At 61.9% G+C, this 26439-nt stretch carries 29 protein-coding genes, 1 tRNA gene and 1 pseudogene; 15 read left to right on the forward strand and 16 right to left on the reverse strand.

The genetic code is table 11. The features are described from left to right. Nucleotides 1–62 precede the first annotated feature (62 nt). A complete protein-coding gene (gene adhP, locus GEV39_RS09255; protein WP_173888428.1) occupies nucleotides 63–1073 on the reverse strand; it encodes an alcohol dehydrogenase AdhP in 1011 nt (336 codons plus the stop codon). A 398-nt stretch (nucleotides 1074–1471) separates the two neighbouring features. Between adhP and GEV39_RS09260 the strand changes: the two genes are divergently transcribed. Next, on the forward strand, nucleotides 1472–1675 hold the full coding sequence (locus GEV39_RS09260; protein ID WP_173888429.1) for a hypothetical protein: 204 nt from the start codon (nucleotides 1472–1474) through the stop codon (nucleotides 1673–1675). 1 nt (nucleotide 1676) lies between these two features. Here GEV39_RS09260 and GEV39_RS09265 read toward each other — a convergent pair whose 3' ends face one another. Further along, entirely contained in the window at nucleotides 1677–2090 is a 414-nt protein-coding gene (locus GEV39_RS09265) for a DoxX family protein (RefSeq protein ID WP_173888431.1), read from the reverse strand. A gap of 104 nt (nucleotides 2091–2194) precedes the next feature. Beyond that, nucleotides 2195–2279 (reverse strand) — tRNA-Leu (locus tag GEV39_RS09270). Nucleotides 2280–2547: 268 nt separating this feature from the next. Here GEV39_RS09270 and GEV39_RS09275 point away from each other — a divergent pair. Genes GEV39_RS09275 through GEV39_RS09285 form a run of 3 tightly spaced genes read left to right on the forward strand, consistent with a single transcriptional unit; the run spans nucleotide 2548 to nucleotide 5524 of the window. Beyond that, nucleotides 2548–3708, forward strand: coding sequence for a two-component system sensor histidine kinase NtrB (locus GEV39_RS09275; RefSeq protein ID WP_173888433.1), 1161 nt, complete (start codon nucleotides 2548–2550; stop codon nucleotides 3706–3708). Nucleotides 3709–3713: 5 nt separating this feature from the next. Continuing rightward, nucleotides 3714–5159: an ATPase domain-containing protein gene (locus GEV39_RS09280; protein ID WP_173888435.1), complete on the forward strand. Its 1446-nt coding sequence runs from the start codon at nucleotides 3714–3716 to the stop codon at nucleotides 5157–5159. A gap of 11 nt (nucleotides 5160–5170) precedes the next feature. Beyond that, a complete protein-coding gene (locus GEV39_RS09285; protein WP_173888437.1) occupies nucleotides 5171–5524 on the forward strand; it encodes a response regulator in 354 nt (117 codons plus the stop codon). A 42-nt stretch (nucleotides 5525–5566) separates the two neighbouring features. On the opposite strand, the gene csrA is transcribed toward GEV39_RS09285, so the two are convergent. From csrA to GEV39_RS09325, 8 genes are all read right to left on the reverse strand, one after another. Beyond that, nucleotides 5567–5764, reverse strand: a complete 198-nt coding sequence (csrA, locus tag GEV39_RS09290) for a carbon storage regulator CsrA (RefSeq protein ID WP_009683195.1) — start codon at nucleotides 5762–5764, stop codon at nucleotides 5567–5569. Nucleotides 5765–6017: 253 nt separating this feature from the next. Further along, on the reverse strand, nucleotides 6018–7040 hold the full coding sequence (locus GEV39_RS09295) for a DNA topoisomerase IB (protein ID WP_054913452.1): 1023 nt from the start codon (nucleotides 7038–7040) through the stop codon (nucleotides 6018–6020). Between the two features lie 56 nt (nucleotides 7041–7096). Beyond that, complete coding sequence (modC, locus tag GEV39_RS09300) at nucleotides 7097–8188, reverse strand: molybdenum ABC transporter ATP-binding protein (RefSeq protein WP_173888439.1); 1092 nt, start codon at nucleotides 8186–8188, stop codon at nucleotides 7097–7099. Between the two features lies 1 nt (nucleotide 8189). Further along, complete coding sequence (gene modB / locus GEV39_RS09305; protein ID WP_173888441.1) at nucleotides 8190–8870, reverse strand: molybdate ABC transporter permease subunit; 681 nt, start codon at nucleotides 8868–8870, stop codon at nucleotides 8190–8192. Then, entirely contained in the window at nucleotides 8870–9592 is a 723-nt protein-coding gene (gene modA / locus GEV39_RS09310; protein WP_249414355.1) for a molybdate ABC transporter substrate-binding protein, read from the reverse strand. The genes modB and modA overlap by 1 nt, the downstream gene beginning before the upstream one ends. 176 nt (nucleotides 9593–9768) lie before the next feature. After that, nucleotides 9769–10845 (reverse strand): NAD(P)H-dependent flavin oxidoreductase, encoded by a 1077-nt coding sequence (locus GEV39_RS09315; protein ID WP_173888444.1) that lies wholly within the window; start codon nucleotides 10843–10845, stop codon nucleotides 9769–9771. A gap of 39 nt (nucleotides 10846–10884) precedes the next feature. Then, nucleotides 10885–11055: a hypothetical protein gene (locus GEV39_RS09320; protein ID WP_173888446.1), complete on the reverse strand. Its 171-nt coding sequence runs from the start codon at nucleotides 11053–11055 to the stop codon at nucleotides 10885–10887. A gap of 7 nt (nucleotides 11056–11062) precedes the next feature. After that, nucleotides 11063–11365, reverse strand: a complete 303-nt coding sequence (locus GEV39_RS09325; protein ID WP_003250918.1) for a DUF1883 domain-containing protein — start codon at nucleotides 11363–11365, stop codon at nucleotides 11063–11065. A 159-nt stretch (nucleotides 11366–11524) separates the two neighbouring features. On the opposite strand from GEV39_RS09325, the gene GEV39_RS09330 reads away from it, so the two are divergent. From GEV39_RS09330 to galU, 4 genes are all read left to right on the forward strand, one after another. Next, nucleotides 11525–11884 carry a hypothetical protein gene (locus tag GEV39_RS09330; RefSeq protein WP_173888448.1) on the forward strand — a complete coding sequence of 120 codons (360 nt, stop codon included), beginning with the start codon at nucleotides 11525–11527 and terminating at the stop codon, nucleotides 11882–11884. Nucleotides 11885–12029: 145 nt separating this feature from the next. Then, on the forward strand, nucleotides 12030–12680 hold the full coding sequence (locus GEV39_RS09335) for a c-type cytochrome (RefSeq protein WP_173888450.1): 651 nt from the start codon (nucleotides 12030–12032) through the stop codon (nucleotides 12678–12680). Beyond that, nucleotides 12677–13591: a c-type cytochrome gene (locus GEV39_RS09340; RefSeq protein ID WP_173888452.1), complete on the forward strand. Its 915-nt coding sequence runs from the start codon at nucleotides 12677–12679 to the stop codon at nucleotides 13589–13591. The genes GEV39_RS09335 and GEV39_RS09340 overlap by 4 nt, the downstream gene beginning before the upstream one ends. A gap of 273 nt (nucleotides 13592–13864) precedes the next feature. Then, nucleotides 13865–14704, forward strand: coding sequence for a UTP--glucose-1-phosphate uridylyltransferase GalU (gene galU / locus GEV39_RS09345; protein ID WP_173888454.1), 840 nt, complete (start codon nucleotides 13865–13867; stop codon nucleotides 14702–14704). Nucleotides 14705–15029: 325 nt separating this feature from the next. On the opposite strand, the pseudogene GEV39_RS09350 reads toward galU, so the two are convergent. Then, nucleotides 15030–16087 (reverse strand): annotated as a pseudogene (locus GEV39_RS09350) (IS110 family RNA-guided transposase). 240 nt (nucleotides 16088–16327) lie between these two features. On the opposite strand from GEV39_RS09350, the gene gorA reads away from it, so the two are divergent. The 4 genes from gorA (at nucleotide 16328) to GEV39_RS09370 (ending at nucleotide 21054) form a co-directional block, all read left to right on the forward strand. Further along, on the forward strand, nucleotides 16328–17683 hold the full coding sequence (gene gorA / locus GEV39_RS09355; protein ID WP_173888455.1) for a glutathione-disulfide reductase: 1356 nt from the start codon (nucleotides 16328–16330) through the stop codon (nucleotides 17681–17683). Between the two features lie 180 nt (nucleotides 17684–17863). Further along, complete coding sequence (gene ahpC / locus GEV39_RS09360; RefSeq protein WP_004375926.1) at nucleotides 17864–18427, forward strand: alkyl hydroperoxide reductase subunit C; 564 nt, start codon at nucleotides 17864–17866, stop codon at nucleotides 18425–18427. A gap of 127 nt (nucleotides 18428–18554) precedes the next feature. Beyond that, complete coding sequence (gene ahpF / locus GEV39_RS09365; protein WP_173888457.1) at nucleotides 18555–20132, forward strand: alkyl hydroperoxide reductase subunit F; 1578 nt, start codon at nucleotides 18555–18557, stop codon at nucleotides 20130–20132. 733 nt (nucleotides 20133–20865) lie between these two features. Continuing rightward, nucleotides 20866–21054: a hypothetical protein gene (locus GEV39_RS09370; RefSeq protein WP_041166543.1), complete on the forward strand. Its 189-nt coding sequence runs from the start codon at nucleotides 20866–20868 to the stop codon at nucleotides 21052–21054. A 4-nt stretch (nucleotides 21055–21058) separates the two neighbouring features. On the opposite strand, the gene GEV39_RS09375 is transcribed toward GEV39_RS09370, so the two are convergent. The 3 genes from GEV39_RS09375 to nhaR all read right to left on the reverse strand — a co-directional run bounded on the left by GEV39_RS09375 (nucleotide 21059) and on the right by nhaR (nucleotide 24054). Continuing rightward, on the reverse strand, nucleotides 21059–21706 hold the full coding sequence (locus tag GEV39_RS09375; RefSeq protein ID WP_173888459.1) for a YceH family protein: 648 nt from the start codon (nucleotides 21704–21706) through the stop codon (nucleotides 21059–21061). A 115-nt stretch (nucleotides 21707–21821) separates the two neighbouring features. Beyond that, nucleotides 21822–23033 carry a serine/threonine transporter SstT gene (gene sstT, locus GEV39_RS09380; protein WP_173888461.1) on the reverse strand — a complete coding sequence of 404 codons (1212 nt, stop codon included), beginning with the start codon at nucleotides 23031–23033 and terminating at the stop codon, nucleotides 21822–21824. 127 nt (nucleotides 23034–23160) lie between these two features. Next, nucleotides 23161–24054 carry a transcriptional activator NhaR gene (gene nhaR, locus GEV39_RS09385; RefSeq protein ID WP_173888463.1) on the reverse strand — a complete coding sequence of 298 codons (894 nt, stop codon included), beginning with the start codon at nucleotides 24052–24054 and terminating at the stop codon, nucleotides 23161–23163. A gap of 133 nt (nucleotides 24055–24187) precedes the next feature. Here nhaR and GEV39_RS09390 point away from each other — a divergent pair, with 133 nt between their 5' ends. Together GEV39_RS09390 and GEV39_RS09395 are read left to right on the forward strand one after the other, a co-directional pair. Further along, nucleotides 24188–24427: a hypothetical protein gene (locus GEV39_RS09390; RefSeq protein ID WP_054905235.1), complete on the forward strand. Its 240-nt coding sequence runs from the start codon at nucleotides 24188–24190 to the stop codon at nucleotides 24425–24427. 28 nt (nucleotides 24428–24455) lie between these two features. Next, on the forward strand, nucleotides 24456–25208 hold the full coding sequence (locus GEV39_RS09395) for a TerC family protein (protein ID WP_054905234.1): 753 nt from the start codon (nucleotides 24456–24458) through the stop codon (nucleotides 25206–25208). 51 nt (nucleotides 25209–25259) lie between these two features. Here GEV39_RS09395 and GEV39_RS09400 read toward each other — a convergent pair whose 3' ends face one another. Further along, nucleotides 25260–25439: a hypothetical protein gene (locus GEV39_RS09400; protein WP_173888464.1), complete on the reverse strand. Its 180-nt coding sequence runs from the start codon at nucleotides 25437–25439 to the stop codon at nucleotides 25260–25262. Nucleotides 25440–25605: 166 nt separating this feature from the next. On the opposite strand from GEV39_RS09400, the gene GEV39_RS09405 reads away from it, so the two are divergent. Continuing rightward, nucleotides 25606–26340, forward strand: a complete 735-nt coding sequence (locus GEV39_RS09405) for a peptidase C39 family protein (RefSeq protein WP_173888466.1) — start codon at nucleotides 25606–25608, stop codon at nucleotides 26338–26340. Nucleotides 26341–26439 lie beyond the last annotated feature (99 nt).

The following is a 26439-nucleotide window of genomic DNA, read 5'->3' on the forward strand; positions in this document are numbered from 1 at the left end:
GAAGCCCGCAATGGATTGTCTGCGGGCTGTGCAGTGGTAGTGTTCGACGCTTAATCAGCAGGTCAACCTTCGAACTGGATCACCATGCGGCCTTTGATCTTGCCTTCCAGCATCTCGTCGAAGATCTGGTTGATGTCTTCGATCGGCCGCAGTGTCACCTTGGGCACGACTTTGCCCTCAGCGGCAAACTGGAAGGCCTCCTGCAGGTCCTGGCGGGTGCCTACCAACGAGCCGACTACTTCGATGCCGTCCAATACCAGGCGGGGGATGTTCAGGTTCATCGCTTCGGAGGGCAGGCCGACCGCAACCAGGCGTCCACCGGCACGTAGTGCGTCGACCGCCGAATCGAATGCGGCCTTGGCTACCGCCGTAACGACGGCTGCATGGGCACCACCGGTCTTGGCCTGAATGACCTTCGCCGCATCTTCGGTACGAGAGTTGACCACCATGTCGGCGCCCATCTCGCTGGCGAAGCGCAGTTGCTCGTCGTTGACGTCGATGGCAATCACTTTGGCGTTGAACACATTCTTCGCATATTGCAGGGCCAGATTGCCCAAGCCACCGAGGCCATAGATGGCGATCCACTGGCCGGGGCGAATGTTGGAGCTCTTCACGGCCTTGTAGGTCGTGACGCCGGCGCAGGTGACGCTGCTGGCCGCTGCAGAGTCGAGGCCGTCAGGCACCTTGACCGAGTAATCAGCCTTGACGATGCAGGCCTCGGCCATGCCGCCGTCGACGGTGTAGCCGGAATTCTTCACTTCGCGGCACAGGGTTTCGTTGCCGCTGGTGCAGTATTCGCAGTGCCCACAGCCCTGGTAAAACCAGGCAACGCTGGCGCGGTCGCCGGGCTTGAGCGAAGTAACACCGGGGCCTACTTCCTGAACCACACCAATGCCTTCGTGGCCCAGCACGACACCGGTCTTGTCACCGAAGTCGCCATTTTTGACATGCAGATCGGTATGGCATACCCCGCAGCATTGCATCTTCAGCAGCGCTTCGCCGTGTTCCAGTGGGCGCAAGGTTTTCTCGATCACGTCCACGCGACGGCCTGGCGCAACAACAGCAGCTTTCATAGGAGCCTCCGTGTCTATCCGAATGAGCTTGAGTGATGGCCGGATCAGCATAGACTTTGCGCGGGAGGGGAAAACTGCTCCAGGTCATGAGAGGGCAGCCACAGGCTGTCGAACAAAGAAAAGCCCGCGGCAAATGTGCGGCGGGCTGCAAGAACGTACGGAGCGGGGTCAGTGTGCGCAAGCAGATGTCGGTATTTCGTGAAGCGCAGGTGATCAGCCTGTCATTTGAGGCGGGGTCATTGGCGGGACGAAAAAAAGCCCGCCGTAACGGCGGGCAAATAACGTTTGAAGGGAGAGCCTGCAGAGTGGGCCGGTGGCATTAACGGTACATTAATAGCTCCCATTGACCCGGCACCTCGATCGGCCTATACAGGCCTGCCAACACTTCAGGAGCCAGCATGCGCGACCAAGACGACCTTCCCGAGCCGGAGCACGATCATCTGCTCGACCACGAATTCCTCTATGGCGACGACGTGGAGCACGAGGCGGACGCCCACGGCGCCGAGGACGAGCTGGAGGAAGACGAAACGCTGAATGACTTCGATGACCTTGATGAAGAGCGGCTCGAGCACCCAGCGTGGTTCGATGACTGCGACGACTGACTCAGCGCCCGTCTACGGAGAAGCGCCCAGGGCCGCTCACGGCCAATAGCAGCAGGCCACCCATAATGGCCATGTTCTTCAGGAACTGGGTCATGTTGGCACTGCGTTCAGGGTCGACCATGTGCCAGAAAGGGTGCCCGATCAGCGCGGTGCCCAGCACGAACAACGCGAACAGCGCTGCCAGCGGCCGGGTATAGAAGCCAACGATCAGCAGGATGGCGACCACGAACTCCATCAATACCGCAATTGCGGCCGCCAGCATGGGGGCGGGGGCACCCAGGGAGGTCATGTAGGCGACGGTGCCATCGAAACCGGTCAGCTTGGCCCAGCCTGACAAGACGAACAGGATCATCAGCAGCACGCGGGCAAGCAGGGTGATGATGTCGCGTTGACCATCGAACAGGGAGTAGCGCATGGCGGCGTTCCAGTGGACGAATGTATGCTCCACTTTAGCAGCTGCACAAAACATTGCTGCCAGACGGTAAAAAGGCGCCATGCAGGCGCCTTTTCAGGGGAATTTGGTGCGAGTGGCGGGACTCGAACCCGCAAGGCTCACGCCGACAGATTTTAAGTCTGCTGTGTATACCAATTCCACCACACTCGCACGCTTGAAGGGGTCGTGAACGACCGGCTCGCTTCTAAGTAGAAGGGCTTCGCAATCAAGCGCGCTTTATAACCCATTGTTATAGTTGAGTCAACCGCAGCACCTATGATCTACAGATGACAGGGCAGTGGTGATGGGCAATTGACACGTTGCAGTCATTAGGCCACTGTTACCGATTGATTGGATCCAAGGGTGTCAAGGGCTAGCTCAAGGCTGGCACACCGGGTTACGTTCATTTTGTCCTTCCTGCTGTGCCAGTGGAGTATGCATGGTTTCAGCTGATAGCATCGACCACCCCGTCATGCCCCCCCATCGTTATGAGCAGCTGGTTCAGTCGGTGGTGGACTACGCCATCTACATGCTTGACCCTTCTGGGCATGTGGTGTCGTGGAATGCAGGTGCGCAACGGATCAAGGGCTACCGCGCCGATGAAGTGGTCGGCCGGCATTTTTCGCTGTTTTTCACCCCGCAGGACTGCGCGGATGGCCGTCCTGACTGCCTGCTGCGCCAAGCGCTCGAGCAAGGCGTGGCGCAGGATGAAGGCTGGCGGGTACGCAAGGATGGCACGCAGTTCTGGGCGTTGGCCGCGCTGGATGTGATTCGCGACGAAGACGGCCAGATCGTTGGCCTTGCCAAGGTCACCCGTGACATTACCGACCGTCGTGAGTCGGCCATGCAACTGGATGCCATGCGGGCCCAGCTGTTCCAGGCGCAGAAGCTTGAGGCGCTTGGCCAGTTGACCGGTGGCCTGGCGCACGACTTCAACAACATGCTGACCATCATTCTCAGCTCGGCACGCCTGGCGCAGACTACCCAGGACCCGGTGCGGGCGCAGCGCATGGTGCAGCACATCATCGATGCCGGGCAGCGCGGCACCGAGCTGACTCAGCAACTGCTCAGCTTCGCTCGCCATCGCAAGCTCGATGTGGCCTGCGTTGCCCCGGCAGCCCTGGTTGCCGCCACCCGTGGCCTGCTGGAGCATGCGTTACCCAGTGCGATCACGCTGGCGGTGGTGCTGCAACCGGATCTGCCGCTGATCGAAGTCGATGCCGGGCAGCTGCAAATGGTCTTGCTCAACCTGTTGTTCAATGCCCGCGACGCCATCACTGGCAATGGCCGTATCGACCTCAAGGTCGAGGTGGTAGAGCTGGCCGGCGAGGTGGAAGGGCTGCACGGCCGCTTTGTGTGCTTTGTGGTCGAGGACAGTGGCGAAGGTATCGCGCCCGAAGTGCTGCCACGCATCTTCGAGCCATTTTTCACCACCAAGCCCTTTGGCAAGGGTACCGGCCTGGGCCTTAGCCAGGTGTACGGCTTCGCCAGGCAGAGCGGTGGCGCTATTTGTGTCGATAGCGAGCCGGGTCGTGGAACTTGCATGCAACTTTATTTGCCAATGTATCAGAATCAGGCACGCAGCCCACTCGACAGGTAGACAACATGGCACAGGCACTCAGGCGGCTGATAACGGGCATCGACGGGCTCGATGCGTTGCTCAGGGGTGGCCTGGTGGCTGGCGCCTCCTACATCGTTCAAGGCCCACCGGGTGCCGGCAAGACCATTCTTGCCAACCAGCTGGCCCATAACCACGTCCGTGACGGGGGTCGGGTGCTGGTGGCCACTTTGCTCAGCGAGTCGCATGAGCGCTTGTTCCAGTACCTGTCGACGCTCGCGTTCTTCGACCCGGGGTTGATTGGTGACCAGATTCAGTTCGTCAGCGCGTTCGACACACTGGAACAGGAAGGGCTTGAGGCTGTGGTGCGCTTGCTGCGCCAGGAAATCGGCCGGCAGAAGGCCAGCCTGCTGATCGTCGACGGTGTGCTCAATGCCCGCGCCCGTGCACACACCACGCTCGACACCAAGAAGTTCGTCTCCGAACTGCAAGGCCATGCCGCGTTCGCAGGTTGTACCGTGTTGCTGCTGACCAGCGCCCGGTTGGAGGAGGGGAGCCCTGAGCACACCATGGTCGATGGGGTCATCGAGCTGGGTGAGCAGTTACTGGGCAGCCGTGCCGTGCGCCATGTCCAATTACGCAAAACCCGTGGCAGTGGTGCCTTGTCGGGCCGCCACGAGTGCCTGATCGACGAAGCCGGCATGCACGTGTTTCCGCGCCTGGAAGCGCTGTTCAGTCACCCCAGCCAGGTCGCCAGCGGCAATGTGGGGCGCGTCAGCAGCGGGGTACCCACGTTCGATGAAATGCTCGGTGGCGGCCTGGCGAACGGTTCGGTCAGCTTGTTGATCGGGCCCTCCGGTATTGGCAAGAGCTCGTTGTGCCTGGCGTTTCTTGGGGCCAGTACCGCGCAAGCGCCAGGCTTGCATTTCGGCTTCTATGAAACGCCCGAGCGCCTGCGCAGCAAGGCCGCATCGCTGGGGTACGACTTTGCCGCAATGGAGCAAAGCGGCAGCTTGCAATTGTGTTGGCAGCCGACCACCGAGGGGTTGCTCGACCAAGTGGGCGCGCGGCTGCTGGAGCGGGTTGCCGCACTGGGCAGCAAGCGCGTGGTGATCGACAGCCTGGGGGCATTCAGCCGCCTGGCCACCGACACGGTCCGCCTCAATGCGTTTTTCCGCGTGTTGACCGGTGAGCTGCGCGCGCGCGGTGTCAGCGTGATGCTGACCTGGGAAATGCGCGATATTTTCGGCGCTGAGATCAGTGCACCGGCGCCGGACCTGTCGAGCATCGTCGACAACCTGATGCTGATGCGCTTTGTGGAGCTGGACTCGCAGCTGCGGCGTATGCTGTCGATCATCAAGGTGCGTGACAGCCACCATGACCCCGCCTTGCACGAGCTGCTGATCGGGCCCCAGGGCATAACGCTTCACAAGGCGTTCGCCGGCAACAGCGGGGTGCTTTCGGGTACGCCGGTGCCGCAGGACGGCGGGTGACAGGCGGGGCAATGAACACCATTCTGATCGTCGATGACGAATACCTGATCGCCGATATCCTGGGGTATGCCCTGGAGGATGAAGGTTATCAGGTGATGAAAGCCAGCAACGGCGACAAGGCGCTGGAAATGCTCAGGGTCACAAGCGTGCAGTTGGTGATCACCGACTACATGATGCCGGCGCTCAATGGCGAGGAGCTGGTGCGCAAAATGCGTGAAGAGCCCACTCTGGAGAAGGTGCCGGTCATTCTCATGAGTGGCGCACAGGGCAGCCAGATCTGTCCTACCCTGGTCGAGGCCATTTTCGACAAGCCATTCGACATGGACCAGATGATTGCGAAGGTGCGTGAGCTACTGAAAACGTGAGGCCTGCGGCCGAGCGCATCCATGCGCTTGGTCAGCCTGGATTCACTGCGAATCGTCGTGCTTTTCCGGGGCAGGGCTGCCTGCCTGGATACGCTTGAAGATCTCTTCACGATGGACCTGTACATCTTTCGGTGCATCGATACCGATCCTCACCTGCATCCCTTTTACGCCCAGAATGGTGACTTTGATGTCATCATTGATGACGATACTTTCGCCAACCTTACGGGTGAGTATCAGCATGTAATTCTCCTTGGTGATATAAAAGTCCGCATGGCTAACTGCCGCGGCGGCGGGAGCGGGTCCCTGTTCCTTCTCATTAAAGACGCTTTCGGCGGATAGTAATTCCCCGACAGAAAAATTCTGTTGCGTACCTTCACTTGCAGGTGCCAAAGCAAACCGTCAGCGATTTGTCGGCCAAGGTGCTCGGTGGCAAGAATAGGGCTGTTGGCGGCCAATGGGAAATTTCTTCGCATCATGGCTTGAATAGACAGGCTTAATGACCGTCCTGTTCCTCTAGGGCTTGAAGAAATACCAGCAAAGCCACCTCTTCAGGGTCCAGGCCTTTGCGTATGCGGTGTTTTGGCAGGTCCGCCAGGCGGCCCAGGGCGTAGTGTTCGAGTACGGCGGGGTGGATGTAGCAGCGGCGGCAGACCGCCGGGGTATTGCCCAGGCGCGTGGCCACCTGGCGAACGATGGCGGCCACCTGGCGTTTGGCCTCGGCCTCCGGTTCCCAGGCCAATGGCCTGAGCAGGTCCAGCGCCAAGCTGCTGCCAGCCCAGGTGCGGTAGTCCTTGGCGGTGAAGTCGGCACCTGTGAGTTGCTGCAGGAACTGGTTGACCTCGGCCGAGCCGACGCTATGGCGCTGACCGTCGGCATCCAGGTACTGGAACAGCGCCTGCCCGGGCAGTTCCATGCAGCGCTTGAGCAGGTTGGCCAGGCGCCGGTCATTGAGGGTGACGTTGTGCTCGACACCGCGCTTGCCGCGGAACTGGAAGCGAATGCTGCTGCCTTTGACTTCTACGTGGCGGTTGCGCAGGGTGGTCAGGCCGTAAGACTGGTTGTCGCGCAAGTAACGCTGGTTGCCAATGCGGATCAGCGTGTGGTCCAGCAGGCTCACCACCAATGCCATGACCTTTTCCCGGTCCAGCCCTGGGCGTGCCAGGTAGGTTTCCAGTTGTGCGCGCAGTTTCGGCAAAACCTGGGCGAAGGCCAGCATGCGCCCGTACTTGTGCTGGTCGCGCAGTTCGCGCCATTGCACATGGTAGCGGTATTGCTTGCGGCCACGCGCATCACGGCCGGTGGCCTGCAGGTGGCCCTGGGGGTCGGCACAGATCCACACGTCTGTGTAGGCCGGGGGGATCACCAGGGCGGCAATGCGCGCCAGGGTGTCCTTGTCGCGGACCCGTTCGCCATCGGCGTCCAGGTAGATGAAACGGTCGCGCCAACGGCGCCGGGTCAGGCCTGGCTGGCTGTCTTCGACATAGTGCAAACTGCGCGGCAGAGGGCAGTCGAGCATGGTGTTTGGCCTCGGTCAGATCACTGATCAATGGACAACACGCGTGTCAGGTATGCTCAGCCCAGTAGCGCCACCGATTTGATCTGGGCGTACACGACCTGCCCTGCGTGCAGGGCGAGCTGCTCTGCCGAAAACCGGGTAATGCGCGCGAGCAGCGGGTTGCCGCCAGCGTCCAGGCTGACCAGCACATGCGCCGGGTTGGCCGCGGGGCGGGTTTCGCGAACCTTTACCGGCAAACGGTTGAGGATGCTCGAGGTGCTGTCAGCTGTCAGTGCCAGGCTTACGTCACGCGCCTGCACCTTGACCCGCAAGGTGTTGCCCATGGCCTGGGCAGCATGGGCGATGCGTAGCAAGGGCCCATGTTCGCCGGGCAGGCGCAGGTCGAGCAGGTCGTAGTGCGGGTCGTGCCCCACCACCCGGCCTTCGAACACCACGCCGGCGTCGTCGTCTTGGGCCAGCGACAGATCGAGACGGGCGAGGGTTTCGCCAATGGGGCCGCTGGCCACTGCGCGGCCGTGTTCCAGCAGCACCAGGTGGTCAGCCAGGCGTGCCACCTCGTCTTGTGCGTGGCTGACATACACCAACGGGATATCCAGCTCACCGTGCAGGCGTTCCAGGTAGGGCAGTATCTCGCGCTTGCGTGGGCCGTCGAGGGCGGCCAGCGGCTCATCCATCAATAGCAGCTGCGGGCGGCTGAGCAGGGCGCGAGCGATGCCAACCCGCTGCGCCTCACCACCCGACAGAGTCGCGGGGCGGCGATCCAGCAAATGGCCGATACCCAACAGCTCGCTGGCCTGGCTCAGGCTGACTTTGCGTTCGGCGGCCGCCAGGCGGCGCCAGCCGAATTCCAGGTTGGCGCGCACCGACAGGTGCGGGAACAGGCTGGCCTCCTGGAATACGTAGCCCACCGGGCGCAAGTGGGGGGGGCGGAAATAACCACGGCTGCTGTCCTGCCAAACCTCGCCGTTGACCTCTATATAGGCGTTGGCAGCCTGCTCCAGCCCCGCCAGGCAGCGCAGGCAAGTGGTCTTGCCAGAGCCGGACTGGCCGAACAGGGCGCTGATGCCGCGGCCGGGCAGGTGCAGGTCTACGTCCAAGGTAAAGTCGTCACGTGCCAGGTTCAGGCGCGCCACTATCGATGCAGTCATCTCAGCTCCAGCCTGCTTTGCCGCGGCGTCCGGCGTACAGCAACAGCAGCACCAGGAACGAGAACACCAGCATGGCGCCGGCCAGCCAGTGCGCTTGTGAGTATTCCATGGCCTCGACGTGATCGAATATTTGTACCGAAACCACGCGCGTCTTGTCGGGGATGTTGCCACCGATCATCAGCACCACACCGAATTCACCCACGGTGTGGGCGAAACCGAGAATGCTGGCGGTGATGAAACCGGGGCGCGCCAGCGGCAGCACGACATGGAGGAAACAGTCCCACGGGCTGGCGCGCAGGGTGGCCGCGACTTCCAGCGGGCGCTGGCCGATGGCGGCAAAGGCGTTCTGCAACGGCTGGACCACGAAGGGCATGGAGTAGACGGTCGAGCCAATGACCAGGCCAGTGAAGCTGAACACCACGGTGCCCAGGCCCATGGCCTGGGTGGCCTGGCCGAGCCAGCCGTGGGGGCCCAGGGCGATCAGCAGGTAGAAGCCGATGACGGTCGGTGGCAGCACCAGCGGCAGCGCCACCACCGCGCCCACCGGCCCGCGTAGCCAGGAGCGCGTGCGCGCCAGCCACCAGGCGACCGGCGTGCCGATGATCAGCAGGATCACTGTGGTCAGGCTGGCCAGTTTGACGGTCAGCCAGATGGCACCCAGGTCACTGGCATCCAGCGGCATCAGATTTCATAACCGTAGGACTTGATCAGGGCGGCGGCCTTTGGCCCCTTCAGGTACTCGATCAGGGCCTTGGCGGCGGCATTGTCCTTGCCTTTGTCGAGTAGCACGGCATCCTGGCGGATCGGGTCATGCAGGTTGGCCGGTACGATCCAGGCCGAGCCTTGGGTCACTTTCCCGTCCTTGAAAATTTGTGATAGTGCGACAAAACCCAGTTCGGCATTGCCGGTGGAGACGAACTGGAAAGCCTGGGTGATGTTCTGGCCTTCGACGATTTTGCCTTTGGTGGCCTCGGTGAGCTGCAGTTTGTCCAGTACCTGGGTGGCGGCCAAGCCGTATGGCGCTGCCTTGGGGTTGGCGATGGCCAGGTGGCTGAATGCGTTGTGTTTCAGCACCTGGCCCTTGGCATCGACGTAGCCGTCTTTCGCCGACCACAGCGCCAGGGTGCCGATGGCGTAGGTGAAGCGTGAACCGGGGACGATCTGCTTTTCTTCCTCAAGCTTTTTCGGGGTTGTGTCATCGGCGGCAAGGAACACTTCGAATGGCGCGCCGTTCTTTATCTGGGCGTAGAACTGCCCCGTGGCGCCGTAAGCCGCGACCAGTTTGTGGCCGGTGTCGTGTTCGAAGTCCTTGGCAATGGCCTGGATCGGCGCCGTGAAGTTCGCCGCAACGGCCACTTGAACCTCGTCGGCCCAGGCGGTGTTGAAGGCAAACAGGCTGGCCATGGCAGTGAAGGCCAGGTGAGACGGGCGGATACGCATGCAGGCAGCTCCTTGGGGTATCGTTATATTCACAACTATATAGCGATAGGCCAGTGGCCGGGAAGGGCTGCTGGGTGCATTCGCTAGGATGGTGTGATTGCGGGCTAACGAAAGGTTACCGCAGGCCGCGCAGGCGCGGGCTACCCGGCAACCCTGGCCAGTGCCTTGGCCGCGATCTCCCGGGTCAGCGCCTCGGCAGGCATACGCCGCCCCAACCGCAACGCCTGCCCTGACCACAAGTTGCTGAAATCGCTGTTGCCCTGCGGCTCGGTAATTGCCCTTAACGGCATCAATGCCCCGCCCGCCAGCGGAAACGCTGGTGCCAGCGGGCTCATCGGCCCCAGCTCGCGCATGATGCGGTTGTTGATGCCGCGGGCCGGGCGGCCGGTAAACAGGTTGGTCAGCGCCGTGTCACTGGCAGGCGCACTGTCCAGCGCCTGGCGATGTGCTGGCGAAACCTTGGCCTCGGGGCAGAACAGGTACGCCGTGCCGATCTGCACGGCAGATGCGCCCAGGGCCAGGGCCGCCAGCAGGCCGCGATGGTCAGCGATGCCGCCGGCGGCAATGACCGGCAGGCGGACCGCGTCGGCCACCTGCGGCACCAGGGCAAAGGTGCCGATCTGGCTGGTAATGGCGTCGCTGAGAAACATGCCGCGATGGCCGCCGGCTTCATAACCCATGGCGATGATGGCGTCACAGCCGTTGTGCTCCAGCCAAACGGCCTCTTCCACGGTAGTGGCGGTGCAGAGCACCTTGGCACCGCTGGCCTGTACCCGTTGCAGCAGGGCAGCCTGGGGCAAGCCGAAATGGAAGCTCACCACCTCCGGCCGCAGTTGTTCGACCAGTTGGCAACTCGCCTCATCGAAAGGCGCACGGTTCGAGACCGGGGTGGGCGCCGCGAAATCCGCGCCCACTTCGCTGTAGTAGGGGGCGAGCGCCTGCTTCCAGCGCGCGTCGCGCTCGGCATCGGGCGCGGGTGGCGGGTGGCAGAAAAAGTTCAGGTTCAGTGGGCGCCCCGGACAGCCGGCGCGGAATGCAGCAATTTCGGCGCGCACCTGTTCACTGGTGAGCATGGCGCAGGGCAATGCGCCCAACCCGCCGGCCAAGCCCACCGCAATGGCCATGGCCGAGCCGGTCGCCCCTGCCATGGGGGCCTGCAGGATGGGCAAATCAATGCCCAGCAGGTCGAGGATGCGGCGGTCGGGCCAATGGCTCATGCGAGGGTCTCCTTGCGCTGGGCGAACGGTGCGGCGGCTCTACAGGGCCTTGCTGACCTGGATGTCACTGATCTTGACGGCGTCATCGCCATGGATTTTGCGCAAGGCTTCGAGGGCTTGCGCTTGCGAGGCGTCGGGCATCAGCGCGAAGTCCCAGCGACGCTGGCCGTCGAGCTTGTATTTGATCACGTACTTGATGGTCTGGGTCATGGTGGCCTTATCTGAGTTTCGACGACGAGCGACGGATGATCTTGATCTTGTGGGTCAGGGTGGGTTTGCGGGTAACCGAAATGGGGCGGGTGGTGACGGTATCGATGGTGATATTCCAGAACCCGGTGCTGGGCACGGTGATCTTCGCCGGAAACTTTTCAAAGTGGCCGCCGTGGTAGGTATGACGGCCGCCGTTCTTGAAGCTGCGGAAGTTGGCGTCGTTCATCAGGCGGATATTGCAGCGCTGGGAACACTCGATGACGACGATGTCGTCCTCATTGAGGTGCTCGCGCTGGTGTACGAATTTCATGTGATGCTCCGCAAGGTTTGGTTCAGCAAAGGCAAAAGATACCACGATGTGCCGTTATACTGCCGCGCTGTTCGCCGGGCGTAGATAATTCTGCCAAAGCACGGAGCAAAACTGCCTGGCGGTGGTCGAACCGGGTTCGTACAAGTTGAGGTATGAGAGATGAAGTGGATGGTGGCCGCGTTGACACTGGCACTGGGTGGCTGTGTCAGTGTTTCCGAACTGGAGCAATCGCATGCGACCCTGGATGTGATTTCTGGCAAGACCCCCCGCGAGTATGCCGATTGCGTCAAGGCCCAGCTTGCCGACAGCCGTGACCCACTGGTGGAAGAGCAACGCGGCGACGGCCTGCGCCTGACGGTGCCGCAGAAGCTGGCGGCAGGTACCGGCCCAGCCGCCCTGCTGGATATCGATGAGCGTGGCAGCGGCAGCAGCATCAAGCTGCATGAGCGGCTGAGCAACTTCCCGCTGCGCCTGGGCGATGTGCGCACGGCAGCTACCCGCTGCATCTCGGGAAGTTGATCTGAGGCAAATAAAGGGCGGTTAATGGGCTAATGGCCATCAGATCGGCCGGCTTGACGTTGTTGCGATTTCCCTGGCGGGGCTAGTATCCATTTGCTTATGTTTTTTAGGCCTAAGCTTATAACAAAAGAAATGGAGATTCGTGATGACACCGTTGAGTCGCGTCGTGATCGGCAGCCTGCTGATCCTGGCCTGGCCCGGGGCGCATGCCGCCGATGGCCAGAAAATTTTCACCCAGGGCGGGGCCAACCCCGCCGCCCTGGCCTGCCTAGGTTGCCATGGCCCGGACGCCAAGGGCGTCGCTGCCGCGGGCTTTCCGCGGCTGGCCGGCCTGCCGGCTGCTTACCTCAGCAAGCAATTGCATGATTGGCGCAGCGGCAGCCGCAAGCAGGCGGTGATGGAGCCGTTGGCCAAGGCCCTGAGCGAAGAGGAAATCACCGCCGTCAGCAGCTACCTGGCCAGCCTGCCGGCAGTCAAGGTCGTCGAGGGGCGCCGCCAGCAGATGGCCGGCGACCCTACCACCCGCCTGGCCCTGTACGGCGACTGGAACCGGCATATCCCTGGTTGCGTGCAATGCCACGGTCCGGGTGGCGGTGGCGTTGGCGAGCACTTCCCGCCTTTGGCCGGGCAGCCTGCCAGTTACCTGGTGGCGCAGCTCAATGCCTGGCGCGACGGCAGCCGCAGCAATGACCCGAACCAGCTGATGGTCGGCGTGGCCAAGGCCATGACCGATGACGAGATCAAGGCTGTTGCCGAGTTCTTCGCCCGCCCCGCCAGCCAGGAGGTCAAACCATGAAGCCGCTGATCCCCGCTCTGTTGCTGCTCGCTCTGGGCAGTGCCCAGGCCGCGCCTATTGCCATGGAAGACCAGTCGCAGCTGAAGGTCCCAGGCAAGCAGACCGCGCCGCAATTCACGCCCCCGGCGGAAGGCGAACTGCCAAACAATGCCTTCGGCAAGATGGTGCGTGAAGGCCATGCCTTGTTCGTCGATACCCGCCGGCTGATGCCCGAGGCGGTGGGCAATGGCATGAACTGCAGCAACTGCCACCTCGACCAGGGGCGTATGGCCCATTCGGCGCCACTGTGGGGCGCGTACCCCATGTACCCCGCTTATCGCAAGAAAAACGACAAGGTCAACACCTTCGCCGAGCGCATCCAGGGCTGCTTCCAGTTCAGCATGAATGGCAAGCCGCCGGCCGCGGACAGCCCGCAGATGACGGCGCTGTCGGTGTACGCGTACTGGCTGTCGACCAAGGCGCCGACCGGCGTCGAAATTGCCGGGCGCGGTTACCCGGAAGTCGCGCAGCCTGCAGGCGGGTACGACTTCACGCGTGGCCAGCAGGTATACCGCGAGCAATGCGCGATTTGCCATGGTGACAACGGTGAAGGGCAGCAAGTGGCGGGCGAATATGTGATGCCGCCGCTGTGGGGCAAGGACAGCTACAACTGGGGCGCCGGTATGCACCGTATCAACACGGCGGCATCGTTCATCAAGTACAACATGCCACTGGGTCAGCCGGGCAGCCTCAGCGACCAGCAGGCCTGGGATGTTGCGGCATGGATCAACCGGCATGAACGGCCGCAGGATCCCCGCCTGGTAGAAGGCTCTGTCGAGAAGACGCGGGTGAAATTCCACGCCAATGACGGCGTGAACCTGTATGGGCAGAAGGTCGATGGCGTGCTGGTCGGGCAGGGGACCGGTAGCTGACGGGGTGCCTGTAGCGAACGCTGCGCGGGTAAGCCTGACCTGCAACGGTGGTTGTGGAAGCAGGTTTGCTCGCCAGGAGGCCGCCATAGGCAGGCGTGATTTGTGGTATTTCAATTGCATGTCTGATGGCGATATTTGCGATCCCTCGGAACTATCTACACTTGCTTATCTCTATCTACCCATCGGTCGGCCGCAGGTCAGGCATTGTAAGGTTTCTGCCGCCTGATTAGACTGCGCCGAATTCCACAGGCCTAGCCTTTTGTAAGGACGTATATGATCAAGAAATGCTTGTTCCCGGCAGCCGGCTACGGTACCCGCTTCCTGCCTGCTACCAAAGCCATGCCCAAGGAAATGCTGCCGGTGGTCAACAAGCCACTGATCCAGTATGGCGTTGAAGAGGCATTGGATGCCGGCCTGAGCGAAATCTCCATCGTGACCGGCCGCGGCAAGCGCGCCCTGGAAGACCATTTCGACATCAGCTACGAGCTGGAAAACCAGATCAAGGGCACCGACAAGGAGAAATACCTGGTCGGTATCCGCCGCCTGCTGGACGAGTGCTCGTTCTCGTACACCCGCCAGACCGAAATGAAAGGCCTGGGCCATGCCATTCTCACCGGGCGCCCGCTGATCGGCGACGAGCCCTTTGCAGTGGTGCTGGCCGACGACCTGTGCGTCAACCCCGAAGGTGACGGCGTGCTGACCCAGATGGTCAAGCTGTACAACCAGTTCCGCTGCTCGATCATCGCCATCCAGGAGGTCGACCCTCAGGAAACCAACAAGTACGGTGTCATCGCCGGTGACATGATCCGTGACGACATCTTCCGCGTTACCAACATGGTCGAGAAGCCCGCACCGGAAGATGCACCGTCGAACCTGGCGATCATTGGCCGTTACATCCTGACGCCGGATATCTTCGACATCATCAAGAACACCAAGCCAGGCAAGGGCGGCGAAATCCAGATCACCGACGCGCTGATGCAGCAGGCGCAGAACGGCTGTGTGATCGCTTACAAGTTCAAGGGCAAGCGCTTCGACTGCGGTGGCGCCGAGGGCTACATCGACGCGACCAACTTCTGCTTCGAGAACTACTACAAGACTGGCAAGGCTTACTGATACAGCCGCTGCTTGTAGCACTATTGCGATGACTGGGGCCGCCGCGCGGCCCTTCGCGGGCAGGCCCGCTCCTATGTATGGACTCGCCCACACTGTCTAGCTGCTTTTGAACATAGGAACCCGGTTGCATCTATGTATCAGGCCTATTCGAGGAAGCTTTTTGCTTCTGGCCACCATCGTGGTGAGCTCGCAGAGTGCCGTTTACATTGAGGCCACTAACAGGCCTGTAGGAGCGGAGGCATCAATCTGCGACGGTCTTACCAAGGGTCGATGTTCACTAGCAGGGGTTGGAGCGCTCAGCGCCCCGGTGGCATTACTCGGTTGGTCAGAGGCTCATAGCCGCCTCCGGCTTGCTGTTCGGTTTGCGTTGATAAACCTGATCGCTCTGCAACAGCGCCCAGATGATGCGCAGATTCCGATTAGCCAGTCTGATCGCCGCCTCCTTGCGTCCAAGGCGAGACAGCCAGCGTAAGAGGCGGCGATCGTCTGGCTGATCGGAATCAGGCTTTAGCTGACTCAAGACAGCATGCGCGCCCTGAATCATCAGGCTGCGTATGTAGCCATCACCTCGTTTGCTCATCCTGCCCAATCTGACCTTGTTTCCGCTGCTGTGCTGGTCGGGCACGATGCCGAAGAAGGCTGAATACATTCGGCCACTGGCGAAACGGCTGGGTTCTGTCTGCTTCGCGACGATCGCGGTGGCGGTGATGGGACCGACGCCACGAATGGTGATCAGTCTCTGCGCAACCTTGTCCTCGCGAGCTGTCGCTTCCAGCCGCTTACTCAACCGGGCGATGCGCTCACCCAGGGACAGCCAGTCAGCCAACAGCTCATCGAGCAGCTCGCGCAACAAGTCTGGCAAAGGCAAAGAAGCATCCTCCAGGCACCGCGGCACATGCTTGATGATCGCTGCATCGCCCTGCGGCATGGATACGCCGTGCTCAAGCAGCAAGCCACGCATCTGATTACCCAAGGCTGTATGCCGCTTGATGCTGCCGCGCCGAACACGGTGCAGGGCCTGGATGGCCAATGCTGCGGTGCTCTTGATGGGTATCGCCGCGATGCTGCTATCTCGGCCGGCACGCAAAATGGCATGGGTGTCGTTGCGGTCGTTCTTTGCACCGCTGCGGTGTTCGGCAACGCGCTGCGCAGGAAGAATACGCACTGGTTACCTTGGGTCTGCAACAGCCTTGCCCAGGCTTGTGCACCAGGGCCGCACTCCATCAAGACGGCCACTGTGGAGGGCAATCTGATCAGGAAATCGTGGAAAGCTTGCCGCGATTTAATGCGATCTTCGTAGATAACCCTGCCAGTAGCATCCTCACCTGCCAATTGAAAGACCTGTTTGGCCAGGTCGATCGCAATGGTGGTGCAAGATTCCACATCAGTGGAAGACAGAGAAGCTTGCTTGGAGCTATGCTTTTTCATGGTCTCGCCCTCGCTGCCGTTGGCTTCTTCGAACGCCACCGTGGCACTGTGATGCCTCGGCGGGGGCGAGTCCATCGATTACAGATACCGCGCATGCCTTTGGCGTGCGCCATCCTGATGGGGGCGGGTCTGCCACGAAGGGCTGTAAAGCGGCCTCAGTGCGTTATGCTGGGCGCCTGCTAGGAGAGAGAACACATGGCCTACGATTTTGATCTTTTCGTGATTGGCGCCGGCTCTGGCGGGGTGCGCGCTGCGCGCTTCGCCGCTGGTTTTGGAGCAAAGGTGGCAGTGGCTGAAAGCCGTTACCTGGGCGGCACCTGTGTCAACGTCGGCTGCGTGCCGAAAAAGCTGCTGGTCTACGGTGCGCATGTGGCCGATGAACTGGAGCAGGCTGCGGGGTACGGCTGGTCCCTGGAAGAAGGGCACTTCGACTGGGGTACCCTGATTGCCAACAAGAACCGTGAGATCGAGCGCCTGAACGGCATCTACCGTAACCTGCTGGTGAACAGTGGTGTGACCTTGGTGCAGGGGCACGCGCGTCTGACCGGGGCCAATGAAGTGGAGGTGGAGGGCCAACGCTACAGCGCCAAGCACATCCTGATCGCCACCGGCGGCTGGCCGCAGGTGCCGGACATCCCAGGCAAGGAACTGGCAATCACCTCCAACGAAGCCTTCTACCTCAAGAGCCTGCCACGTCGGGTGTTGGTGGTCGGCGGTGGCTACATCGCGGTCGAGTTCGCCGGTATCTTCCAGGGCCTGGGGGCGGCTACTTCGCTGCTGTACCGTGGCGACCTGTTCCTGCGCGGTTTCGATGGTTCGGTACGTGCCCACCTCAAGGAAGAGCTGGAAAAACGCGGCCTCGACCTGCAGTTCAATGCCGATATCCAGCGCATCGACAAGCTTGAAGACGGTAGCCTGAAGGCCACGCTCAAGGATGGTCGCGAGTTGCAGGCCGACTGCGTGTTCTATGCCACCGGCCGACGCCCGATGCTGGACAACCTGGGCCTGGAAAACACCGGGGTCGAGCTGGACAAGCGTGGCTACATCCGGGTCGACGAACAATACCAGACGACCGCGCCGTCGATCCTGGCCATTGGTGACGTGATTGGCCGGGTGCAACTGACGCCGGTGGCGCTGGCCGAAGGCATGGCGGTGGCACGGCGCCTGTTCAAGCCCGAGCAGTACCGCCCGGTGGACTACCAGAACATCCCCACAGCCGTGTTCAGCCAGCCGCCAATCGGTACCGTGGGGCTGACGGAAGAACAGGCGCTGGCGGCAGGGCACAAGGTGCAGATATTCGAAAGCCGCTTCCGCGCCATGAAACTGACCCTGACCGATATCCAGGAAAAGACCCTGATGAAGCTGGTGGTTGATGCCGACACCGACAAGGTGCTGGGCTGCCACATGGTCGGCCCTGATGCCGGCGAGATCATCCAGGGCTTGGGCATTGCCCTGAAAGCCGGTGCCACCAAGCAGCAATTCGACGAAACCATCGGCGTGCACCCGACGGCGGCCGAAGAGTTCGTTACCCTGCGTACGGCTACCCGCTGATCCACGCATTGTGTTGAAGGGGCGGGGCAACCCGCTCCTACAACTGAGTCTTCTATCAAGTACCTCTGGCTATAGCCAAAACCAATCACGAGCATGACTTTTGCCAATGAGCCTTCAGCGGGATGATTAGTTAGGATTCTATCCATCAACTGATTCCAACCCCATGAAGGAGCGTCTCTCATGCCAATCATCAACAGCCAGGTCAAACCGTTCAACGCTACCGCCTACCACAAAGGCGAGTTCGTGCAGGTCAGCGAAGCAGACCTGAAAGGCAAGTGGTCCGTCGTGTTCTTCTACCCGGCCGACTTCACCTTCGTTTGCCCGACCGAGCTGGGTGACCTCGCCGACAACTACGCCGAGTTCCAGAAGCTGGGCGTGGAAATCTACGGCGTGTCCACCGACACCCACTTCACCCACAAAGCCTGGCACGACACGTCGGACACCATCGGCAAGATCCAGTACCCGCTGATCGGTGACCCAACCCACGTCATTTCGCGCAACTTCGACGTGCTGATCGAAGAAGCTGGCCTGGCCGATCGCGGTACCTTCGTGATCAACCCGGAAGGCCAGATCAAGATCGTCGAACTGAACGACGGTGGTGTAGGCCGCGATGCAGCTGAACTGCTGCGCAAAGTGAAAGCTGCCCAGTACGTTGCTGCCCACCCCGGCGAAGTTTGCCCGGCCAAGTGGAAAGAAGGCGAAGCCACCCTGGCGCCATCGCTGGACCTGGTCGGCAAGATCTAAGGCCATGCGCGCAACAACGCGGGCGGTAAGCAGCCGCCAAAGCTGAACTAGCTACCGCCCCGTCAAACGCCCGGGCGACCTCGCCTGGGCGTTTTTGTATCCGAGTACTGAAAAAGGAATCGCCCGTATGTTGGACGCCACGCTTAAATCGCAACTGAAAACCTACCTGGAGCGGGTCACCCAGCCGATCGAGATCGTTGCCTCCCTCGACGACGGTGCGAAGTCCCGTGAATTGCATGACCTGCTGGTAGAGATCGCCAGCTTGTCCACACTCATTACCCTCAGCGCGGACGGCACCGATGCGCGTCGCCCATCGTTCTCGTTGAGCCGCCCGGGTGCTGGCGCCGATGGCAAAGGCATCAGCCTGCGCTTTGCCGGCATCCCCATGGGCCACGAATTCACCTCGCTGGTGTTGGCACTGCTGCAAGTCGGCGGCCACCCTTCCAAGGCCAGTGCCGAAGTGATCGAGCAGATCCAGGCATTGGAGGGCGAGTTCACCTTCGAGACCTATTTCTCGCTGTCATGCCAGAACTGCCCGGACGTGGTCCAGGCCTTGAACCTGATGGCCGTGCTCAACCCCAACGTGCGCCACGTTGCCATCGACGGCGCGCTGTTCCAGGCTGAAGTGGAAGCGCGCAAGATCATGGCAGTACCCAGCATCTACCTGAACGGTGAGTTGTTTGGCCAGGGGCGCATGGGCTTGGAGGAAATCCTCGGCAAGATCGACACCAGCGCCGGTGCGCGCCAGGCCGAGAAAATCAACGCCAAGGACGCTTTCGATGTGCTGGTTGTGGGCGGTGGCCCGGCTGGCGCGGCGGCTGCCATCTACGCAGCGCGCAAGGGCATTCGTACCGGCGTGGCTGCCGAGCGCTTCGGTGGCCAGGTACTCGACACCCTGGCCATCGAGAACTTCATTTCGGTGCAGGAAACCGAAGGCCCAAAACTGGCCACTGCACTCGAAGAGCACGTCAAGCAGTACGACGTCGACATCATGAACCTGCAGCGCGGCGAAGCGCTGATTCCGGCCACCGACGGCGGCTTGCATGAAGTGCGGCTGGCGGGCGGCGCATCGCTCAAGGCCAAGACCGTGATCCTGGCCACCGGTGCCCGCTGGCGTGAAATGAACGTGCCGGGTGAACAGGAGTACCGCGCGCGTGGCGTGGCCTACTGCCCGCACTGCGACGGCCCATTGTTCAAAGGCAAGCGCGTGGCGGTGATTGGCGGTGGCAACTCGGGTGTTGAGGCCGCCATTGACCTGGCCGGTATCGTTGCCCAGGTGACGCTGATCGAATTCGACAGCCAACTGCGCGCCGACGCGGTGTTGCAGCGCAAACTGCACAGTTTGCCTAACGTGAAAGTGATCACCAGCGCACTGACTACCGAGGTGCTTGGCAACGGCGAGAAAGTCACTGGCCTGCGCTACAAGGATCGCGCCACGGACGAGCAGCATGAAGTCGCGCTGGAAGGCATTTTCGTGCAGATTGGCCTGTTGCCGAACACCGATTGGCTCAAAGGTACCGTCGAACTGTCACCGCGCGGCGAGATCATTGTCGATGCCAAAGGCCAGACCAGCATTCCAGGGGTGTTCGCTGCGGGGGACGTGACCACCGTGCCATATAAGCAGATCGTGATTGCGGTGGGTGAGGGGGCCAAGGCTTCGCTGGCGGCCTTCGACCACCTGATCCGGACGTCGGCGCCGGCGTAAGCCTGGGCTGGCCCTGTCTTCGAAGGCGGAGCGCTGTCTTTCTCAAATTTTGAAAAGCCTGCGCGATTCATAGTGGGAGCGGGCTTGCCCGCGAAGCAGGCGACGCGGTGTCTGGCACCGGCTGCGCCGGTGTTCGCGGGCACGCCCGCTCCCACAGGAATCGTGTGATCTTCGAGTCCTGCATTTTGGCTGTTGATCTACACCCTCTTCGGCTGAGGCAACACCAGATCCAGCCAAGGCTCGCGAGCCCTGAGCATCGCATTGAGTCGCACCGAAGGCGGAGCAACTGTCTTTCTCAAATTTTGAAAAGCCTGCGCGATCCATTGTGGGAGCGGGCTTGCCCGCGAAGCAGGCGACGCGGTGTCTGGCACCGGCTGCGCCGGTGTTCGCGGGCACGCCCGCTCCCACAGGAATCGTGTGATCTTCGAGTCCTGCATTTTGGCTGTTGATCTACACCCTCTTCGGCTGAGGCAACACCAGATCCAGCCAAGGCTCGCGAGCCCTGAGCATCGCATTGAGTCGCACCGAAGGCGGAGCAACTGTCTTTCTCAAATTTTGAAAAGCCTGCGCGATTCATTGTGGGAGCGGGCTTGCCCGCGAAGCAGGCGACGCGGTGTCTGGCACCGGCTGCGCCGGTGGTCACAAGCGGCTTTAGCCGCCAAAGGGCCAGCACTCGCAGGCATCAACCCCAGGCTGTCTATGCTTACGGCATCCACCCTCAGGAAGCCGTATCATGACGCTGATCAGCCGCGAACCCTGGTGGCTAGTCCCGCCCAAGCCCGGCCAGAAGGAGCAGGACCTGCATTGGGGTTACCTGGAAATCTACGCCGACGGTCGCACCGTATTCGTCGACCAGCGCCCCAGCGACCGGGAGCTGGCCGAGCGCAAAAGCTGCCGCAACTTCCCCGACCCCGAGCCGTGACCGCCTAGCCTTCCAGGTCTGCCAGGCGCGCTTCCAGCGCTGCGATGCGGGCTTCAAGCGCTTCGATACGCTCCTGCGACACGCTGCTGCCACTGCTGCGCTGGCCGCCCTCCTGCTGACGTGCAGCAAGAATCGCCTCGATCTGCGCCGGGTCGCCCAACGCATGGGTATAACGGTCTTCGCGCTGGCCCGCCTGGCGTGGCAGGTGCAAGGCCAGGTCGCGCGAGATCAGGCGCTCCAGCTGGTGCTGGATCTGCTCGGTGTCGTCGAAATCATGCAGGCGGTTGCTGCGGGTCAGCAGTTCGTTGAGGGTCTGCGGGCCGCGCAGGAACATCAGGCCCATCAGCACCAGTTGCGCCGGTACCAGCTCCAGGGCCTTGTCCACCCGCTGCTCCCAGCGATCGGCGCGGCTGCCCATCTGCAGGCGGGTCATGCCCTGCGCTTCAAGGTTGCGCAGGGCCTGGCCGACCTGGCCTGGGGTAAGGTTCATGACGGGCTCGCGGCTGGTCTTCTGGTTGCAGGCCAGGACCAGGGCGTTGAGGGTCAGCGGGTAGCTCTCCGGGCTGGTGGCCTGCTTTTCGATCAACGCGCCGAGGACACGGATCTCGGTGCTGCTCAAGCGGCCTTCACCGGCGGTTTCGTAGTCTGACATGGCCCTGTCTCATTACTGGGGAAAGGCCACTAGGGTAGGTAATGCCGTCGTGTAAGGCAATTGCGGCTGCTGGTGAGAGCGGGTGAACCCGCTCCGGCCAGCAGCCCGAAGAAGATCAGGCGCTACGCCGCTCTTCAGCCAGGCACGCCGCGGCCGTGAACAGCACATCGGTGGAGGAGTTCAGCGCGGTTTCCGCCGAATCCTGCAGCACCCCGATGATGAAGCCCACCGCAACCACCTGCATGGCAATTTCGCTGGGGATGCCGAACAGGCTGCACGCCAGCGGAATCAGCAGCAGCGACCCCCCTGCCACGCCGGAGGCACCGCACGCACAGACGGCTGCCACCACGCTGAGCAACAACGCTGTCGGCAGGTCGACCGCAATCCCCAATGTATGCACTGCGGCCAGCGTCAGCACGGTGATGGTGATCGCCGCACCGGCCATGTTGATGGTCGCACCCAGCGGGATCGACACCGAATAGGTGTCCTCATGCAGCCCAAGGCGCTCTGACAGCGCTAGGTTGACCGGGATATTGGCCGCCGAACTACGGGTGAAGAACGCGGTGATGCCGCTTTCGCGCAGGCACAGCAAGGTCAGCGGGAACGGGTTGCGGCGGATTTTCCAGTACACGATCAGCGGGTTCATCACCAGCGCCACGAACAGCATGCTGCCGATCAGCACTGCCAGCAGGTGCAGGTAGCCGAGCAAGGCGTTCAGACCGGATTGGGCCAAGGTCCCGCTGACCAGGCCGAAGATGCCCAGCGGGGCAAAGCGGATGACTACCCGCACGATCAGGGTGACACCGTTGGACAGGTCCTCGACCACGGTGCGCGTGGTGTCGCCCGCATTGCGCAAGGCCACGCCCAGGCCCACGGCCCAGGTCAGCACGCCGATGAAGTTGGCGTTGAGCAACGCGTTGACCGGATTGTCGACCGCGCTGAGCAACAGGTTCTGCAGGACCTCGGCAATACCGCCCGGTGCGCTGAGCGTGGCTTCGCCGGTGGCGAGCACCAATGGCGAAGGGAACAGCATGCTGGCGATCACGGCCACCAATGCCGCGGCGAAGGTGCCCAGCAGGTAGAGCCACAGGATCGGGCGAATGTGGGTTTCCTGGCCATGCCGGTGGTTGGCGATCGAAGCCATGACCAGAATGAACACCAGTACAGGCGCCACTGCCTTGAGGGCACTGACGAAAACCTTGCCGAGGAAGGCCAGGTCGCCGGCCGCGCTGGGGGCCAGCAGGGCCAGGGCGATACCGGCGAGCAAGCCGATGACGATCTGCGTCACCAGGCTGGTACGGTTGAGGAGGCGGAAAACAGAGGTCATGTGCAGCGTTATCTCGGATTCTGTAAAGGGCGGGACTTTAGCACAGAGCCTTGCCGGGCGGCCCGGCACGTTTCGCGGCCAGTGCCGCCCCGCAAGCGAATGCAGGCGAGGCCGTGAACCAGCCCGGTCACCAGTGGAACAGCTCTCGCCGTGCCCCCTCGGTAATCGCCACGATCCCCGGGTGCTTGACCTTGCGCTCCACCGAAATGGCATAGAACGACTCATGCACTGCCTCGGTCTGCCCGACCAGTTGCACGCCGTACTGTCGGCACACTTCCTCGGCGATCACACTGGGTGCAACGAAGATGCCGCTGCCCGACTGGCCGAAGGCCTGCATCAACGCACTGTCGTCGAACTCGCCGACAATGCGGGGCTGTACCTGCTGCTCGCCCAGCCAGCGCAGCAAACGGCTGCGCACCACGGTTTCCTGGCCGGGAATGAGCAAAGGGGCATCCTGCAAGCACGCAGGAAAGGCCCCCGGGTAGCGCTTGGCCAATGCAGGGGTGGCGAAAAAACTCAGGCCGCATTCGCCAAGCTTCTGGCTGTAGCCCTTGATATCCAAGTTGTTGGGCATGGGGCTGTCTGAAATCACCAGGTCAAGGCGCTGGATGGCCAGGTCGCCGAGCAGCCGTTCAAGCTTGTCTTCGCGGCAATTGATACGCAGCACGTCCTCCAGCTCCATGGTCGGTGCCAGCAGGCGATAGACGATCGACTTGGGAACCACATCGGCTACGCCCACGCGGAACAGGATTTGCTCCTGTGGCCCGGCGCGCAGCATGGCCTCCAGTTCGCCACCAAGCTGGAACATCTGTTCGGCATAGGTCAGCGTCTGGCGGCCGGTTTCGGTCAGCTCCAACTGCCGCCCCACACGCTGGAACAACTCCAGGCCGTAGGTGTGTTCGAACAGGCTGATCTGCCCACTGATAGTTTGCGGGGTGAGGTTCAGCTGTTCGCTGGCGCGGGCGATGCTGCCGGTCTTGGCCACTGCCCAGAAGTAGTGCAACTGGCGATAGTTGAGCACGCTGTTTTCCCGATTCGAAAAACCCGAAGTATAACCGGTGAAAATACGAATTTTCCTGATGTATTGGCTTGTCTAGACTCCTTCGCTATCAGGCGCCTCGTGCGCTGCTGAAGTCACCACAAGCGAGGAACCCATGCTGCACTTGAAATCCATCGGCACGCCGCTGGTACTGGCCCTGGCACTGTTCGCCCTGGCTGGTTGCGACCAGGCCGAAAAGTCCGCCCAGCAGATGCTCGATCAGGCCGCGCAGTCGGCCAAGCAGGCCATCGACGACACCAACAAGGCCGCCCAGCAGGCGCTGAGCGAAGCCATTGGCAGTGAAGGGCAGAAGCCCGTGCAAGCTGAAAAGAACGAAAAAAGCCAGGAAATCTGACCCCAACCGCCGTTGCAGGATGTGAACAATGGAATATCTGCTGGAACTCGCCGCTAGCCCTACCGCCTGGATTGCCCTGGCTACGCTGGTGGCCATGGAAATCGTACTGGGCATCGACAACCTGATCTTCATCTCGATCCTGACCAACAAGTTGCCGGTGGCGTACCGCTCCAAAGCGCGGCGCATCGGCATCAGCATGGCCCTGATCATGCGCCTGGCGTTGCTCAGCACAGTGGCCTGGATCGTCCAGCTGACCGACCCGGTGTTCGAAGTGTTCGGCAACGCGTTCTCGTGGAAAGACATGATCCTGATTGCGGGTGGCCTGTTCCTGTTGTGGAAGGCGACCAAGGAAATTCACGAAAACGTCGACCCGCACGGTGCCAAGGAAGAAGCCAAGGTGGGTTCCACGGTGACCCTGGGCTTCGCCGCGGCGATCTTCCAGATCCTGCTGCTGGATATCGTGTTCTCGGTAGACAGCATCATCACCGCCGTGGGCATGACCGAGCACCTGCCGATCATGATCATCGCCGTGATCACTGCCGTGATCGTGATGATGGTCGCTGCCGACCCGCTGGCCAATTTCATCAACGACAACCCGACCGTCGTGATGCTGGCCCTGGGCTTCCTGATCATGATCGGTATGACGTTGATTGCCGAAGGGTTCGGTGCCCATGTGCCCAAAGGCTACGTGTACGCGGCGATGGCGTTTTCCACCGCGATCGAGGTCCTCAACATTCTCGCACGCAGGGCGCGGCTCAAGCGTGAGGCGGCTGAGCATTGAGGGGGGCAGCGGGGCGCGTTGCGCCCCGTTTGGCTGCTGAATGCTTCGCGATCAGTGCACGCCCGCAGGCCGCCGTGCTCGCGGTACGTGCCGAGTTTTGGCCGGCGCCTGCGGCGGTTGTTGATTGTGCTGTGCATGACGCCGCACGATACGTAGTACACCCCATAGCATGGCGGCTGCGACGCTCAGCCACATGCCGACCAGCATGAGGATTGCCAGGGTCAGGCTCATCTGTGCCTCCATCGCTGCGGCAAACGCCAGATTGACCGGCGTTTGCGTTCCAGACACTGCTTTAGTCTAGCCTTTCGCCTGGGACGTTCCATCGAACAAAGGTCTATCTCTGAGTCCGATTCGCTCCAAGCCGCTGTCGGACTATACCCGCGCCGTCGTCGGACCTATGATCAGTGGCCAGAGCTGGGCGCTGCCTGCCCGGCGTTGGAACAAGCGAGTGTCCATGCAGCAATCTTCCTTCAAGAGCGCCCGGCGTAGGCTGCTGGCGGCTTTCATCGTGGCAGCCAGCCTGGCAGGCTGTGCCAGTGCGCCGCCTGCCAATCTAAAAGGCCTGCCGCAACGGGTCGAAATCAGCAGCGTGCCGTTCTACCGGGGCAACGCCAACCATAGCGGCGCCATGGCCCTGGCGGCAGTGTTGTCGCAACAGGGGGCGCCGATTACCCCGGGGCTGCTGGACAAGCCCCTGAACCTGCCACAGGGTGCCGATGCTTTGGACACCGCCATCCCTCGCGTGGCGCGGGACTACGGCATGGTGGTGTATCGCCTGGACAAGCAACTGGATGCGCTGTTGACCCAAGTGGCGGCGGGCAACCCGGTCCTTTTGCGCTACGAAGACGGTTCGCCCTGGTGGGGCGAGCCGCGTTATGCGGTGCTGATCGGGTATGACCGCTACAAGCAGCGGGTACTGCTGCGCTCGGGCATGCACCGCCGGCACATGATGGCATTCGACGCGTTTGCTTCGGCGTGGGCCGAGCTGGGCAGTTGGGCAGTGCTGGTGCAACCGCCACGGCAATTGCCGGCTGAAGTGGATAGGCAACGCTGGTTGCAGGCGGCCGAAGAGTTGTCGCGGGCGGGGCAGGAAATCGCGGCGAAGCAGGCGGTGAACAGCCTGAACAAATGATCGTTCCCAGCATGGCGTTTCGCGGGTAGACCCGGCCCTCCACAGAGCGTGTGCGCACCGCACTGCGCCATGGAGGAGCGGGTTCAGCCGCGAGGAGGC

Origin of the sequence: Pseudomonas sp. NY5710 (assembly GCF_013305665.1) — a bacterium.
Taxonomy (GTDB): domain Bacteria; phylum Pseudomonadota; class Gammaproteobacteria; order Pseudomonadales; family Pseudomonadaceae; genus Aquipseudomonas; species Aquipseudomonas juntendi.

Bases quoted from the DNA above. Each gene is read 5' to 3' on its own strand.
- adhP (WP_173888428.1), bottom strand. From the start codon at position 1,073: ATGAAAGCTGCTGTTGTTGCGCCAGGCCGTCGCGTGGACGTGATCGAG.
- GEV39_RS09260 (WP_173888429.1), top strand. From the start codon at position 1,472: ATGCGCGACCAAGACGACCTTCCCGAGCCGGAGCACGATCATCTGCTC.
- GEV39_RS09265 (WP_173888431.1), bottom strand. From the start codon at position 2,090: ATGCGCTACTCCCTGTTCGATGGTCAACGCGACATCATCACCCTGCTT.
- GEV39_RS09275 (WP_173888433.1), top strand. From the start codon at position 2,548: ATGGTTTCAGCTGATAGCATCGACCACCCCGTCATGCCCCCCCATCGT.
- GEV39_RS09280 (WP_173888435.1), top strand. From the start codon at position 3,714: ATGGCACAGGCACTCAGGCGGCTGATAACGGGCATCGACGGGCTCGAT.
- GEV39_RS09285 (WP_173888437.1), top strand. From the start codon at position 5,171: ATGAACACCATTCTGATCGTCGATGACGAATACCTGATCGCCGATATC.
- csrA (WP_009683195.1), bottom strand. From the start codon at position 5,764: ATGCTGATACTCACCCGTAAGGTTGGCGAAAGTATCGTCATCAATGAT.
- GEV39_RS09295 (WP_054913452.1), bottom strand. From the start codon at position 7,040: ATGCTCGACTGCCCTCTGCCGCGCAGTTTGCACTATGTCGAAGACAGC.
- modC (WP_173888439.1), bottom strand. From the start codon at position 8,188: ATGACTGCATCGATAGTGGCGCGCCTGAACCTGGCACGTGACGACTTT.
- modB (WP_173888441.1), bottom strand. From the start codon at position 8,870: ATGCCGCTGGATGCCAGTGACCTGGGTGCCATCTGGCTGACCGTCAAA.
- modA (WP_249414355.1), bottom strand. From the start codon at position 9,592: ATGGCCAGCCTGTTTGCCTTCAACACCGCCTGGGCCGACGAGGTTCAA.
- GEV39_RS09315 (WP_173888444.1), bottom strand. From the start codon at position 10,845: ATGAGCCATTGGCCCGACCGCCGCATCCTCGACCTGCTGGGCATTGAT.
- GEV39_RS09320 (WP_173888446.1), bottom strand. From the start codon at position 11,055: ATGACCCAGACCATCAAGTACGTGATCAAATACAAGCTCGACGGCCAG.
- GEV39_RS09325 (WP_003250918.1), bottom strand. From the start codon at position 11,365: ATGAAATTCGTACACCAGCGCGAGCACCTCAATGAGGACGACATCGTC.
- GEV39_RS09330 (WP_173888448.1), top strand. From the start codon at position 11,525: ATGAAGTGGATGGTGGCCGCGTTGACACTGGCACTGGGTGGCTGTGTC.
- GEV39_RS09335 (WP_173888450.1), top strand. From the start codon at position 12,030: ATGACACCGTTGAGTCGCGTCGTGATCGGCAGCCTGCTGATCCTGGCC.
- GEV39_RS09340 (WP_173888452.1), top strand. From the start codon at position 12,677: ATGAAGCCGCTGATCCCCGCTCTGTTGCTGCTCGCTCTGGGCAGTGCC.
- galU (WP_173888454.1), top strand. From the start codon at position 13,865: ATGATCAAGAAATGCTTGTTCCCGGCAGCCGGCTACGGTACCCGCTTC.
- gorA (WP_173888455.1), top strand. From the start codon at position 16,328: ATGGCCTACGATTTTGATCTTTTCGTGATTGGCGCCGGCTCTGGCGGG.
- ahpC (WP_004375926.1), top strand. From the start codon at position 17,864: ATGCCAATCATCAACAGCCAGGTCAAACCGTTCAACGCTACCGCCTAC.
- ahpF (WP_173888457.1), top strand. From the start codon at position 18,555: ATGTTGGACGCCACGCTTAAATCGCAACTGAAAACCTACCTGGAGCGG.
- GEV39_RS09370 (WP_041166543.1), top strand. From the start codon at position 20,866: ATGACGCTGATCAGCCGCGAACCCTGGTGGCTAGTCCCGCCCAAGCCC.
- GEV39_RS09375 (WP_173888459.1), bottom strand. From the start codon at position 21,706: ATGTCAGACTACGAAACCGCCGGTGAAGGCCGCTTGAGCAGCACCGAG.
- sstT (WP_173888461.1), bottom strand. From the start codon at position 23,033: ATGACCTCTGTTTTCCGCCTCCTCAACCGTACCAGCCTGGTGACGCAG.
- GEV39_RS09390 (WP_054905235.1), top strand. From the start codon at position 24,188: ATGCTGCACTTGAAATCCATCGGCACGCCGCTGGTACTGGCCCTGGCA.
- GEV39_RS09395 (WP_054905234.1), top strand. From the start codon at position 24,456: ATGGAATATCTGCTGGAACTCGCCGCTAGCCCTACCGCCTGGATTGCC.
- GEV39_RS09400 (WP_173888464.1), bottom strand. From the start codon at position 25,439: ATGAGCCTGACCCTGGCAATCCTCATGCTGGTCGGCATGTGGCTGAGC.
- GEV39_RS09405 (WP_173888466.1), top strand. From the start codon at position 25,606: ATGATCAGTGGCCAGAGCTGGGCGCTGCCTGCCCGGCGTTGGAACAAG.